The following is a 12970-nucleotide window of genomic DNA, read 5'->3' as shown; positions in this document are numbered from 1 at the left end:
GACTCCGGCGATAGCAGAAGTCTGGAGGGCATGATCAAAATACCAGTGCGTTAGTTAACCAATGAGCAGACCGTGTCTGACATGGAAATAAACGCTTTGTCGGCCGGAATCGTTGAAACCACTTTCAGCAGATCCCACTCCTCAGTGGACTCTTCAGGTTTTTTCGCCTCAACCAGGTACATGTCGTGCAGCATGGAACCGTTCGCGGCGATCTTGCCGCCCTTCACGAAGAAGTCGTTCAGTTCCATTTCGCCCAGCTTCTTACGGACGGCGTCGCCATCGTCGGAACCGAGTTCCTTAACGGCTTTCAGGTAATGGGTGACTGCCGAGTAAACGCCGGCATGAATCATGGTGGGCATAGCACCGTGCCGGTCATAGAACTTACGTGACCAGGCTTCGGTCTCCTCGTTCTGGTTCCACACGAACGCAACGGTGAACTGCAGCCCTTGCGCGATGTCGAGTCCCATGCTCTGGATGTCACTGATGAACACCAGCATGCCGGCCAGTTTCTGACCGCTCTGGACAATGCGGAACTGGTTAGCCTGTTTGATGGAGTTCACGGTGTCCTGACCCGCATTGGACAGGCCAATGACATCCGCGCCGGAGGACTGTGCCTGCAACAGATAGGAGGAGAAATCGTTGGTGCTGAGCGGTGCATTGACGTTGCCCACGACTTCACCACCGAGACTTTCCACTACCTTGGAGGTATTGCCGGTCAGTGAGTGTCCGAAGGCATAGTCCGCGGTAATGAAGAACCATTTCTTGCCGCCGTTATTGACGATGGCGGTGGCGGTACCGACCGGCAGCGCATAGGTGTCATAGACGTAGTGAATGCCATATGGCGAACACTGTTCTTCTGTCAGTGCAGAGGAGCCGGCGCCGGTGTTGATGGTGATGATTTTCTTGTCTTTGGCCAGGCCCTGAACCGCCAAACCGACCGCTGAGTTATCCAGCCCGGTAATCATGTCGACCTGTTTGGCATCGATCCATTCGCGGGCAGTGCTGGCGCCAATGTCAGGCTTGTTCTGGTGGTCGGCGGAGATCACTTCGATGTCTTTACCGAGCACTTTGCCGCCGAAATCTTCGATAGCCATCTGGGCGGCAATCACTGCCCCAGGGCCTTCCAGTGCCTTGTAAACACCGGACATATCGCTGAGCACCCCGATCTTGACCTTGTCATCGGAAAGCGCTGCACCGGCTGCGAGCGGCAGCGCGGCGGTCGCGAGGCCGATGGCCCCGACAATACCCTTAAGTAGATGATTCATAATATTTATTACCCCTGTTGTTATTAGAAACGAGTGTCATTAGAAACGAGTACTTTCATACTGAGTCCGGTTTTAACGAACCCGATTCCGTTATCGGTTGTTCCCGATAGCTCGCGTTCGGACCGCATCCGGGTCCTTGGATCAGACACTGAGGTGCCTGTTCAACTGCTCTTGCTTTTCCTCAAGCTCCGCCGCATCGATCTGCTCGACGACGCGGCCATGCTCAATGACGTAATGACGGTCTGCCAGTGGCGCGGCAAAATGAAAATTCTGCTCCACCAGCACTATGGTGAACCCCTGTTCCCGTAAATCGCGGATCACGGTGCTCAGGGTTTTCAGGATCACGGGCGCCAGGCCCTCGGTGATTTCATCCAGTAACAGCAGGGTGGCGCCGGTACGCAGGATGCGGGCGATGGCCAGCATCTGCTGTTCCCCGCCGGACAGTTTGGAGCCCTGGCTGGAACGACGTTCCTTCAGGTTCGGGAACATGGTGTAAATGTCGTCAATGGACATACCGCCTTCGGCCAGTGTCGGCGGCAGTTCGAGATTTTCATCGACGTTGAGGCTGGCAAAAATGCCCCGCTCTTCCGGGCAGTAGCCGAGGCGGCCGACGTGGGCAATACGATGGGTGGGCATGTCGATGACTTCGGTGCCACTGAGCCGTATTGACCCGGTACGGCGCCCCACCAAGCCCAGAATGGCCTTCAATGTGGTGGTGCGACCGGAGCCATTGCGCCCCAACAGTGTAATTACTTCGCCCTTGTGAACGGTCAGGTCGATGCCATGGAGGATATGGGACTCGCCATACCAGGCATGCAGATTTTCAATACGTAACAGCTCGTCAGTGGGCATCGGAGGTCCCCATGTAGGCTTCCATCACCGCCGGGTCGTTTGATACCGCGTCGTAGTCGCCTTCGGCAAGAATTTCGCCCCGGTTCAACACCGTAATCGTATCGGCGAGCGAAGACACAACGCTCAGGTTGTGTTCCACCATCACGATCGTTCGGCCTTCGACGACTCGCTTGATCAACTCGGTCACAGTGCCAACGTCTTCCGCACTCATGCCCTGGGTTGGCTCATCCAGCAGCATCAGCCTGGGCTGCAAGGCCACGGTGGTGGCAATCTCGAGCGCACGCTTCTGGCCGTAGGCCAACTCCACCGCCAGGGTGTCGCCAAATTCGCCCAACCCTACTTGCTCCAGCAGGCCCTGAGCCTCTTCATTGAGCTGGTCGAGAACTTTGATCGGGCGCCAGAAGTGGTAGGACACACCGAGCTTGCGCTGCAGAGCAATACGGACATTTTCGCGGGCGCCAAGGTGGGGAAACACCGCTGAAATCTGAAACGAGCGGACCAGGCCGTTCTGGGCAATGTCCGCTGGCCGGTGGCGGGTAATGTCGGTGCCGTCGTAAATAATGGCCCCGGCGGTGGGGGTCAGAAATTTGGTCAGCAGATTGAAGAAGGTGGTCTTGCCGGCACCGTTGGGGCCAATGATGGCGTGAATGGTACCTCGGCGCACGGCGAGGTCGACGTTCTTGACGGCAGTGAACCCTTTGAAGTCCTTGGTCAGGCCCCGGGTTTCGAGAATACTGGACGCTTCCTGATGACTGTCACTCACAGAATAGGCACCACCTTGGTTCGGCCGAGAGCCCACAGTTATGGCTCAAGCCTTTATTATTATTGGATAAACTGATTGGCGTGAGGTGATAAGGTTTCACTAGCTCACCCACTCAGTTAAGTCGTTCGAGACCAATACTGTCAAGCAAACGCACCTAGACCTTCGGCTAATCCAGCGTTCCGGACAGTGGTTCAGGGTGGCGCCTGACATCACATCGAGGCGCTTGCCATTCCAAAAGCCATGCCATACACTCGCAAATGTTACCGGTAACATAAACCGTCAAAACAAGAACAGGCAGGAGACATTATGAACACCCCGCTCAAGCTAATAACCGGCTTTTTGGCCGCCACGTTTACCATGGGTGCGCTGGCCGCAGATTACACCTTCAAGTTCCAGTCTTCCGACCCCTCCGGCGTGAAAAATTTTGAAATCAAGCAGGCCTGGGCCGAGCGCATTGAGCGCATGTCCGGTGGCCGGGTCGCCGTCGACATCCTGCCCGTGGGCAGCGTGGTCAGCCATACCGAAACCCTGGGCGCCATCGATATGGGCGTCCTGGATGGCCATATTTCAGTGACCGGTTATTTCTCTGGCAAGGACCCGGCGTTCGGGCTGATCGGCAACACCGTCGGCGCCTGGTCGAGTCCGGATCAGCTGATTACGTATATCTATTACGGCGGTGGCTACGAGCTGATGAACGAGTTGTACAAGCCCTACGGCGTGAAGTTCGTTGGTGGCGGCGCAACCGGACTCGAGTCGTTTGTATCGAAGAAACCTCTGAACGGGGTTGATGACCTGAAGGGGCTGAAATTGCGGGCGCCGGAAGGCCTGGTGCAGTCGGTATTTGCTGCTGCGGGCGCGTCTCCCGTCAATTTGCCGGGTTCGGAAGTGTATACCGGGCTCAGTAAAGGTGTGATTGATGCGGCGGATTACACCGTCTTTTCAACCAACCATGCCGCCGGGTTGCACGACATTGCCCAACACCCGGTGTATCCGGGTTTTCACTCGCTACCGCTGCTGGAAGTCGTGATGGACCTGGACGAGTGGAACAAGCTACCCGATGATCTGCAGGTGATTTTCACCACCTCGGTGCGGGACTTTGCCCACGACATCAGTACCCAGCTGGCGATGGCGGATGTGGACGCAGTTAATGAAGCACGAGCCAACCCCGACATTACGCTGCACGACTGGTCCGCCGAGGAGCGCAGGAAGTTTCGCGCCATCGCCCGTGAACAGTGGAAACTCTATGCCGAGCAGTCGCCCAATGCCCAGAAGGTGTATGAGTCCGTGACGGCCTTCCTGGAATCCCAGGGCCTGCTGTAAACCTGTCCGATCCTATGAAGGTCCCGGCGCCATGACTGTTGCATGGCGTCTGGGCCGGAGTCCGTCGCCATGTCTGATTCTATTCCTGAGCAGCCCGAACCCGGTGTGCCTGAACTTCCGGCCGATGAAGACGTCGGCAGCAATCCGCTGGACCGCGGCATAATCTGGCTGGGCCAAAAACTCAGCCTGATCTTCGCCGCCATCGTAGTGATTTCGGCCTACGAAATTGCCCGTCGTTATCTGTTTGACTCACCCACCTTGTGGGTGCACGAAACCGTGACGTTTCTGGGCGCCTCGCTGTTTGTTTTTGGTGGTCTCTACGCCTTTGCCACCGACCGGCATGTGCGTGTGGTACTGCTCTACGATGCGGTACCGAAGCGGGTGCAAGGCCTGTTGCGGGTACTGCACGATCTGCTTGGGCTCTGTTTCTGCGCAATGATGGTGTATGCCTCGTGGTTTATGGCGGAGAAGGCCGTGTATGCGCCCTGGGGCGCGTTGCGGCTGGAAACCTCCGGGTCGGCCTGGAACCCGCCGTTTCCGGCCTTTCTCAAGGTTTTGATCTTTGTCGCCATTATCACTCTGACGGTGCAGTACGTGCTGCATTTGATTCGTGATATCCGTCAGTTGGGGAGCGCATGATGTTTGAACTCGCGTCCATTGGCATCGGGTATGGCAGCCTGCTGATGTTGGTGTTACTGATTCTGCTGTTGCTGACCGGCATGCAGTTGGCCTTCGCCACCGGGCTGGTGGCGCTGGTCTTTGCTCTGGGTTGGTTCGGGCCTGAGGCCCTGCCGATTGTCAGTAGTCGGCTGTACAGTTTCATTGGCAGCTACGTGTTTCTTGCGGTGCCGATGTTTGTGTTGATGGCGGCCTTGCTCGACCACTCCGGCATCGCGCGGGACCTGTTCGATGCGATGAACCGGTTTGGCCGTAAACTGCGCGGTGGTGTCGCCCTGCAAACCCTGGTGGTGGCCATTATTCTGGCCTCCATGTCGGGTGTGATTGGCGGTGAAACGGTGTTGCTGGGCATCCTGGCGTTGCCGCAAATGCTGCGCCTTGGCTACGACCGCAAGCTTGCCATCGGTACCACCTGCGCTGGCGGGGCATTGGGCACCATGCTGCCGCCAAGCATTGTCCTGATCATTTATGGCCTGACCGCCAACGTCTCGATCGGTGATCTGTTCAAAGGGGCGTTCCTGCCGGCGCTGATTCTGGCGTTGCTCTACATGGGGTATGTGGTAGTGCGGGTCTGGCTCAACCCCGCCTTGGCGCCACTGCCATCCGATTCAAGTGAGAACGAGCCGCCCGCGCCGAATTTTTTCAAAGCCTTGCTGTTCCCGATCTTATCGGTGGTGGTGGTGCTGGGCAGTATTTACGGCGGTGTCGCGTCGGTCACCGAAGCCTCGGCACTGGGCGTGCTGGGAATCGCAATCAGTACCTGGATTCGGGGTGAATTGTCCTACAGCATGGTGCGCAAAGCCACCATCAGCACCTTGCGCATTTGCGGCATGATCATCTGGATTGGCATTGGTGCGACCGCGCTGGTCGGGGTGTACAACCTGATGGGAGGCATCGATTTTGTCCGCGAGATGGTGTTTGCCGTCAGCGGCGGCAGTGGCATCGGGACCATCCTGTTCATGATGCTGATCTTGTTGGTGCTGGGCATGTTTCTGGACTGGGTCGGGGTGGCGCTGCTGACCATGCCCATCTTTGTGCCCATCGTCACCGAGCTGGGGTACAGCCCGATCTGGTTTGGTGTGGTGTTCTGCATGAACATGCAGGTGTCGTTTTTGTCGCCACCGTTCGGGCCGGCCGCGTTCTATCTGAAATCGGTGGCCCCGAAAGACATCTCACTGGGCGAGATTTTCCAGTCGCTATTACCGTTTATAGGCTTGCAATTGGTGGCCCTGGCGCTGCTGATCGCCTTCCCGCAACTGGCACTATGGTGGGAATAATATGAACCAACTGAAAATTCTTGTGATGGGGGTTTCCGGCAGCGGCAAGACGCTGGTTGGGCAGCAGCTGGCCGCGACATTGGGGCTGTCTTTTCTGGATGCGGACGCGGTTCACAGCACGGCCAATATCCAGAAAATGGCCAATGGGATCCCGCTCAGCGATACTGATCGTCGCGGTTGGTTGCAGGATCTGGCCGCGCTGATTCAGCGTGAATCGGGACTGGTGCTGGCCTGTTCGGCGTTGAAGCGGTCTTATCGCGAGCAGCTGCGGGCGGCCGACCCGGGTCTGCTGACGCTGTACTTGCAGGGCGACTTTGACACCATCTGGTCCCGGCACGCCAAACGTCAGGATCATTATTTCAATGGTGAGTCGATGCTGGTCAGTCAGTTCGAACAACTGGAAGAACCCGGCCCGGACGAAGCCGCAGCCATCGACATTCGCGAATCGCCCGCTGCGGTTTTACAGGCCTGCCTGGCTGCGTTGAGGCAACAGGACAAGTATGATGGTGCTTCCTCGCCGGAAGGCCCTGATATGAGCCGCTATGACTTCTAAGAACCCTTATAAACCCAAAAGCAGCGCTCAAAACCCGGTCAAGAAGCGGAGACCGACGTTGCAAGACATTGCGGACCGGGTCGGCACCACAAAGATGACCGTTAGCCGGGGTTTGCGCGGCGCCGATACCGTCTCTGACAAGATGCGGGCGCAAATTCTGGACGCCGCTGAGGCTCTGGGCTACATCCCCAATCGGGGGCCGGATATATTGTCCAAATCCACCAGCCGGGCGATTGGCATTCTGGTGCCATCGCTGACCAATCAGGTCTTCGCCGACGTCATCAAAGGCATTGAGACGGCCACCGAACCTGCGGGCTATCACCTGATGCTGTCGCACTATGGTTACAGTCCGGAGATCGAGGAGCGGAGTCTGTCGTCGTTGTTGTCTTACAATGTCGATGGGGTGATGTTGTCGGAAAGTCAGCACACACCGCGCACCCTGCGCATGCTGGAAACGGCCGGCGTGCCGACAGTTGAGATCATGGATACCCGTTCGGCGCCATTCGAACAGGCCGTAGGGTTCGATAATGTGGCCGCCGCTTACGACATGGTGACGGAAATAATCCGCCGCGGTCGCCGCCGAATACGATATCTGGCGGTGCGGCTGGATGCCCGCACCTTGCAGCGCCAGGAGGGGTATGCACAGGCGATGACCGAGCACGGGCTGGCGCCGGCGACCCTGCAAACCAACCTGCGATCTTCGTATACCGTCGGTGCCACCCTAATGGCGCAGATCCTGACCGAACATCCAGAGACCGATGCGTTGTTTTGCACCAACGATGATGTCGCGATCGGTGCGTATTTTGAGTGTGTGCGGCGGGGAATCCCGGTGCCGGGTCAAATTGCGATTGCCGGTTTTCACGGCCACGACGTGGGGCAGGTGATGGCCCCCAAACTGGCGAGCGTCATCACACCACGGGAAGCCCTGGGCACCCGCGCGGCGGTTGAATTATTGAACCGGATCAAGGGCCAGGCACCGGGTGAGCGGATCATTGACCTGGGCTATCGTATTGAGCCCGGCGGCACCCTCTGATGCGGGCCCTGTCTCCGTCCACTTGCACGGGCCTCAGGCGCGGCGGTCACTGATCCAGCACGGCGGGCCAATGGGCGTTGGCCGCGGTAATGAATCCGGCAATATCCTTCAGCCATTTTTTCTGAATCGCATCGTTGTAATTCAGGTACAGCCGACCGTCGACCACCGTCCAGTTGCGCGGGTTGCCCTTGGCCAGATAGCCCTGGCTTACCGCCCAGGCACAATAGCCGCCGTAGGCCGGCGCGTATTTCTCGGGGTTGGCCTTGAACCTGGCCAGATGCTCGGCGGAGGCGAACAGCCAGGAAGCGCCGTTGAACTTGGTCTGGTAGGCGGTGTTGCCCTTGACCGGCTTGCCGTCGGTGAAATAGGCCACCACATCGTGGCCGCCGGCGCCGTGGTTTGAGTGGGGGCTGGTGTAAACCGCCGGTTCGGTGGCCCACAATGAGGCCGCAGACAGCAGCATGATGCAGAGCGTGATGATGCGGAGCATGACCGTGTCCTCCTTGAGTGAGTGATGTAGCTTCGACACTCACGCAGCCGATTTGTTACACTCTGTCTATGACACCCTTCCCGGTGGCACCCCCATCGCGTTACACCCGTGAGGATCCGGTCACACAGGGCCGGCGTTTACTTTCGTCGGCCCTGGCCAAAGAGTATGGCTTTGCTTTCGTCACTCACCGTGGCTTGGGTGTTGATGGTGTCGGCTTTGGCGTAGGCGCGTTTCACCGCAGGGCGTTCGGCCATGGTATTGAGCCAGCGGGCCACATTGGGCAAGTCCTTCAGATCAACGCCATGGCGCTCGTGCAACCTGGCCCATGGGTAGGTGGCGATATCCGCAATGGAGTACTCACCCGCAATATAGTCCTTATCGCGCAGTTGGTCGTCCAACACACCGTACAACCGTTCGGCCTCCTTGTCGTAACGTTCAATCGCGTAGGGAAGCTTTTCCGGCGCGTACTGCTTGAAGTGATGATTCTGACCCAGCATGGGGCCAAATCCGCCCATCTGCCAGTGCAGCCACTGGATGGCCTGCCAGCGGTCCCGCAGGTCCGGCGGCATCAGTCGGCCGGTTTTTTCCGACAGGTATTCCAGGATGGCCCCCGATTCGAAAATCGAGAAGGGCTTACCGCCATCGTCCGGGCGCCGGTCGACGATGGCCGGGATTTTGTTATTGGGCGATATGTTCAGGAAGCTGTCCTCAAACTGCTGACCTGCACTGATGTTGACGGGCTTGAGGGTGTACTCAAGCCCGGTTTCCTCCAGAAAAATGGTGATCTTGTGGCCGTTGGGGGTGGTCCAGTAATAAAGGTCGATCATCGTGTCTCCCGCTGTCCAGTGTCTACAACCTACAAAGTGTACAGGTTAGTCCTGGCCGGGTTCCATGATGTGCCACCCCCCCTCAGCCTGACGCTCTCCAACCGGAGCTCCTACAGCGCGGCGAGAGCGGCCTCGTAGTCCGGCTCTTGGGCAATCTCCGGAACCTGTTCGGTGTGAATAACGGTGCCGGTCTCATCCAGAATAACGATGGCGCGGGACAGCAGACCCTGGAGGGGGCCATCGGTCATCTCGACGCCGTAGTTGGTACCGAACTCCCGGTTGCGAAATGTGGACACCGACATCACCCGATCCAGGCCTTCGGCCCCACAAAACCGGGCCTGAGCGAAAGGCAGATCCGCTGACACACACAACACCATGGTGTTATTCAGCTGTGCCGCGGCCTCGTTAAAGCGCCGCACCGACTTGGCGCACGTGGGTGTGTCGATACTGGGGAAAATGTTGAGAATGACACGCTGGCCCGACAAGTCCGCCAGTGCCAACGCTGATAGGTCGTTTTTAGTAAATTGCGCCGCCGGCGCCTTGCTGCCAAGGGCGGGTAACTCGCCGGTTGTTTCAACAGCGACACCGCGACGGGTAATGGTAGCCATGGTGAGATCTCCTTTATGGGTGTGGTTCCTGTATTCGCATAAGGATACGGCGTAATGGCGGGCTTGGCTTCCGCCATTAGTCCAAGTGCGTGACGACGTCGATTTCGTTGTGCAGTGTTTTATGAACGGGGCAGAGATCGGCAATCTGGAGCAAACGGGCCTCTTGTCCGGCATCAAGGTCACCCTGATAGCTGATGACCCGTTCGATACGGTCAATCTGGCCGGAGGTCGATTCGCATTGTTCACAATCGTCTGCGTGTACCCGTGAATGCTGCAGCCGGACCTCAATATTGGTTATCGGCAACGACTTGCGATTGGCGTACATCCTTAGCGTCATGGAGGTGCAGGCGCCCAGGGACATCAGCAGCAGGTCGTAGGGGTTGGGGCCAAGGTTGGTGCCGCCCACAGACTGGGGCTCGTCGGCCAGCAGTTGGTGATCGTTGGTATACAGGCCACGTAGGAACTTGGCGTCCTTCTCGGTAATCAGTACCTGGCCTGCATCAAGCGCCGGTAAGTCGGCGGTTACCGCGGCTGAGGCGGTATCCTTCAACGTCAGATAACGGCTTGCCCAGGCGACCAGCGTCAATGCAACGTACTGTGAATCTTCGGGTTTGGATAACAGGTGGTCGGCGCTATCCAATGAGATAAAACTCTTGGGGTGCTTGGCGGCCTGGAATATGGCGGCGGCTTCGTTGATGTCCACAATCCGGTCGACGGGGGAATGAAAAATAATCAGAGGCTTGCGCAAACGGGCAATGTGATCCGGTGAATTCCAGTGCTCCAGATCGTCCAGCAATTGCGATTTGATACTGAATTCACGACCGCCAATGCTGACGCGGGCTTGTTCCTGGGCCCGAATATCCGCTTCCTGACCCGAAAACAGTTGCTGAACGTGGTGTGCCGTGGCCGGCGCCGCGATGGTGGCGACCGCTTCAATGCAATCGAGTTTCTGGGCCGCCACCAACGCGGCCGCGCCCCCTAAGCTATGCCCGATTATCAGCTTCGGGGCTTCATAGGCTTGCTCCAGATAGCGGGCGGCGGCGATCAGATCCTCAATGTTTGACGAAAAGTTCGTGTTGGCAAAGTCACCATCGCTGTTGCCCAGCCCGGTAAAGTCAAACCGCAACACACCGATGCCCTGTCCGGCGAGTGCCCGCGAAATTCGCGACGCTGCGACGACATCCTTGCCGCAGGTGAAACAGTGAGCAAACAGCGCCACGGCCCGGACCTTGCTGTTTTCCGGAAGCTCCAGCAATCCGGCCAGGGTGTTGCCTTCGTCGTTGGGGAATTCGACTTTTATCCGGGCCATGGGGCGTGTCCTTTCAAAAATAGCTCCTGCCAGTTTGGCGGAAATTACGGTGCTTCGTCTCTATTTTTTTGAACGGCGCCCCACAGGGTTTCAGTACAGCAAATCGACCAGCCCCAGCGATATCCACGGCATATAGGTGATGGCAATAAGGCAGGCCAGAACCACCAGCACGAAGCGCATCAGCCAGGGCAGGAGTTGATCGACCGACAGTTTGGCCACGGCGCAGGCGGCGAACAGGTTTACCCCGAGCGGTGGTGTAAACATGCCGAGTGCCAGGTTCACAACAACGATCAGTCCAAAATGCACCGGGTCGATGCCGTACTGCACGGCAATCGGAGTGAAAATTGGCGCCAACACCAGTATTGCGGCCGACGTTTCGATGAACATGCCGACAATCAGCAACATGACATTGACGGCGAGAAGAAACGTGATCGGGCTGTCGAATACAACGGTTACCCAACCGGCGACTTCCGTCGGCAAGCCGGAACGACTGATCAGGAAGCTGAACAGCGCAGCTGCAGCGATGATTAGCATGACCGCGGAGGTGGAGATGACACTGTGGCGCAGGATTGGCCACAGTTCTGCGAGACTGAGTTCGCGGTAGATAAAGCCGCCGACAATAACGGCGTACACGACGGCGACCGCCGAGGCCTCGGTTGGTGTGAATACGCCACCGTAAATGCCACCAATGACGACAACCGGCATCAGCATCGCGATCCAGGCCCGCTTCAATGCGATCGTAAAACTCTCGCGATCTTCATGATCACGCAAGCCGTATCCGCGAACCTTGCAGAACAAGTAGAGAAACAACAGCAACGCGCCACCGATCAACAACCCTGGGCCAATGCCGGCAATAAACAGTTTACCGATGGACGTATCAGTACTGACGCCATACAGGATCAAGGGAATTGACGGCGGGATGAGAACGCCTAGTTCGGCCGAGGATGCCTGGATAGAGGCCGCCAACGGACGTGGGTAGCCATGCTTCACCATCGCCGGGATCAGAATAGAGCCAATGGCGAACGTGGTCGCAACACTCGAACCTGAGACGGCAGCAAACATCATGCAGGTCAACACGCAGGTCATGGCCAGGCCACCCTGAAAACCGCCCACAATGGACTTGGCGAGGTCGACGAGCCGTCGGGAAATGCCACCCGCTGCCATCAGATTGCCCGCCAGGATAAAAAACGGAATGGCCATCAGCGGAAAGTTGTCGATACCTACAAACATCTGTTGCGGGACCAGCAGCAAGGGCAGGCGCGAGAAAAACTCAATACCGATAATGGACGCCAGCACGATCGACACTGCGATGGGCACGCCGAGACTGAACAGGATAATCAGCGCGAGTCCGATTGCCGTATTCATTGATTCACCCTCCCATCGAATGCAGAGGATTCAGGGGTGGCGTGTCGTTCGACCACCGGTGTGGATACGTGATGGTCATCGGTCTCACTTTCGGCCGGGCCGATAGCCTCGAGGCCGTTGACCTGTGACAGCAGGCGTGCCAAAACCGCAATCAGGGCAAACACAGCGCCTGTCGGCATGGCAGCGTAGGCCCAGGCAATAGAGACGCCAAGACCGGACAGCATTTGGCTACGTACTCGCCAGGTCATGGCGGTGCCGTAGTAAATCAGCACAATGAATACGGTTACGCAGCACAGTGCGATAAGTAGTTCGAGCCAGACCAGTTTTCGTGCCGACAGCAGTCTGTAGATAACCTCCACGGACATCATGAAGCCCCCGCGGAAACCCGCGGCGGCACCCATGAAAACGCACCAGATCATCGCCGAACGCGAGATGACTTCTGACCAGGTCGATGGCGCATCAAGGACGAACCGGGTTATGACCTGATAAAAGCCAAGCGATACTGAAATGATCAGCATGACTATCGCCGCCACCAGGGCAAGCCGAGTCGTCCACTGCTCGAAACGCAGAAAATGATTAATCATGACGATCACCGTTGGATCATGATAGCCCGACACCTCTGGCATCGGG

At 57.7% G+C, this 12970-nt stretch carries 14 protein-coding genes; 5 read left to right on the top strand and 9 right to left on the bottom strand.

What is annotated here, in order from left to right:
* Positions 1-50: 50 nt before the first annotated feature.
* The 3 genes from GRX64_RS10730 to GRX64_RS10720 all read right to left on the bottom strand — a co-directional run bounded on the left by GRX64_RS10730 (position 51) and on the right by GRX64_RS10720 (position 2880).
* Positions 51-1265 (bottom strand): ABC transporter substrate-binding protein, encoded by a 1215-nt coding sequence (locus GRX64_RS10730; RefSeq protein ID WP_166266978.1) that lies wholly within the window; start codon positions 1263-1265, stop codon positions 51-53.
* Positions 1266-1406: 141 nt separating this feature from the next.
* Positions 1407-2117 carry an ABC transporter ATP-binding protein gene (locus GRX64_RS10725; protein ID WP_166266976.1) on the bottom strand — a complete coding sequence of 237 codons (711 nt, stop codon included), beginning with the start codon at positions 2115-2117 and terminating at the stop codon, positions 1407-1409.
* The gene (locus tag GRX64_RS10720; protein WP_166266974.1) at positions 2107-2880 is read right to left on the bottom strand and encodes an ABC transporter ATP-binding protein; all 774 of its coding nucleotides are present in this window, start codon (positions 2878-2880) and stop codon (positions 2107-2109) included. The genes GRX64_RS10725 and GRX64_RS10720 overlap by 11 nt, the downstream gene beginning before the upstream one ends.
* A 306-nt stretch (positions 2881-3186) precedes the next feature.
* Here GRX64_RS10720 and GRX64_RS10715 point away from each other — a divergent pair, with 306 nt between their 5' ends.
* The 5 genes from GRX64_RS10715 to gntR all read left to right on the top strand — a co-directional run bounded on the left by GRX64_RS10715 (position 3187) and on the right by gntR (position 7741).
* Positions 3187-4200, top strand: coding sequence for a TRAP transporter substrate-binding protein (locus GRX64_RS10715; protein ID WP_166266972.1), 1014 nt, complete (start codon positions 3187-3189; stop codon positions 4198-4200).
* A gap of 69 nt (positions 4201-4269) precedes the next feature.
* Positions 4270-4839 (top strand): TRAP transporter small permease subunit, encoded by a 570-nt coding sequence (locus tag GRX64_RS10710; RefSeq protein WP_166266970.1) that lies wholly within the window; start codon positions 4270-4272, stop codon positions 4837-4839.
* Positions 4836-6155, top strand: a complete 1320-nt coding sequence (locus GRX64_RS10705) for a TRAP transporter large permease (RefSeq protein ID WP_235937624.1) — start codon at positions 4836-4838, stop codon at positions 6153-6155. The genes GRX64_RS10710 and GRX64_RS10705 overlap by 4 nt, the downstream gene beginning before the upstream one ends.
* Before the next feature lies 1 nt (position 6156).
* Positions 6157-6708 (top strand): gluconokinase, encoded by a 552-nt coding sequence (locus tag GRX64_RS10700; RefSeq protein ID WP_166266968.1) that lies wholly within the window; start codon positions 6157-6159, stop codon positions 6706-6708.
* Positions 6698-7741: a gluconate operon transcriptional repressor GntR gene (gene gntR / locus GRX64_RS10695; protein ID WP_166266966.1), complete on the top strand. Its 1044-nt coding sequence runs from the start codon at positions 6698-6700 to the stop codon at positions 7739-7741. Before GRX64_RS10700 ends, gntR begins: the two co-directional genes overlap by 11 nt.
* 46 nt (positions 7742-7787) lie before the next feature.
* On the opposite strand, the gene GRX64_RS10690 is transcribed toward gntR, so the two are convergent.
* The 6 genes from GRX64_RS10690 to GRX64_RS10665 all read right to left on the bottom strand — a co-directional run bounded on the left by GRX64_RS10690 (position 7788) and on the right by GRX64_RS10665 (position 12924).
* Positions 7788-8231, bottom strand: coding sequence for a YHS domain-containing (seleno)protein (locus GRX64_RS10690; RefSeq protein ID WP_166266964.1), 444 nt, complete (start codon positions 8229-8231; stop codon positions 7788-7790).
* Between the two features lie 137 nt (positions 8232-8368).
* Positions 8369-9058, bottom strand: coding sequence for a glutathione binding-like protein (locus tag GRX64_RS10685; RefSeq protein ID WP_166266962.1), 690 nt, complete (start codon positions 9056-9058; stop codon positions 8369-8371).
* A gap of 110 nt (positions 9059-9168) precedes the next feature.
* Positions 9169-9666, bottom strand: a complete 498-nt coding sequence (gene tpx / locus GRX64_RS10680; RefSeq protein ID WP_166266960.1) for a thiol peroxidase — start codon at positions 9664-9666, stop codon at positions 9169-9171.
* Positions 9667-9742: 76 nt separating this feature from the next.
* Positions 9743-10975 (bottom strand): bifunctional alpha/beta hydrolase/OsmC family protein, encoded by a 1233-nt coding sequence (locus GRX64_RS10675; RefSeq protein WP_166266958.1) that lies wholly within the window; start codon positions 10973-10975, stop codon positions 9743-9745.
* Positions 10976-11065: 90 nt separating this feature from the next.
* Positions 11066-12340, bottom strand: a complete 1275-nt coding sequence (locus GRX64_RS10670; RefSeq protein ID WP_166266956.1) for a TRAP transporter large permease — start codon at positions 12338-12340, stop codon at positions 11066-11068.
* Positions 12337-12924, bottom strand: a complete 588-nt coding sequence (locus tag GRX64_RS10665; RefSeq protein ID WP_166266954.1) for a TRAP transporter small permease — start codon at positions 12922-12924, stop codon at positions 12337-12339. Before GRX64_RS10665 ends, GRX64_RS10670 begins: the two co-directional genes overlap by 4 nt.
* Positions 12925-12970: the final 46 nt, after the last annotated feature.

The organism is Marinobacter caseinilyticus, from assembly GCF_011074955.1.
Taxonomy (GTDB): Bacteria; Pseudomonadota; Gammaproteobacteria; order Pseudomonadales; family Oleiphilaceae; genus Marinobacter; species Marinobacter caseinilyticus.
Note: the sequence above shows the minus strand (reverse complement) of the source record. Positions and strands in the feature narration are given on the sequence as shown.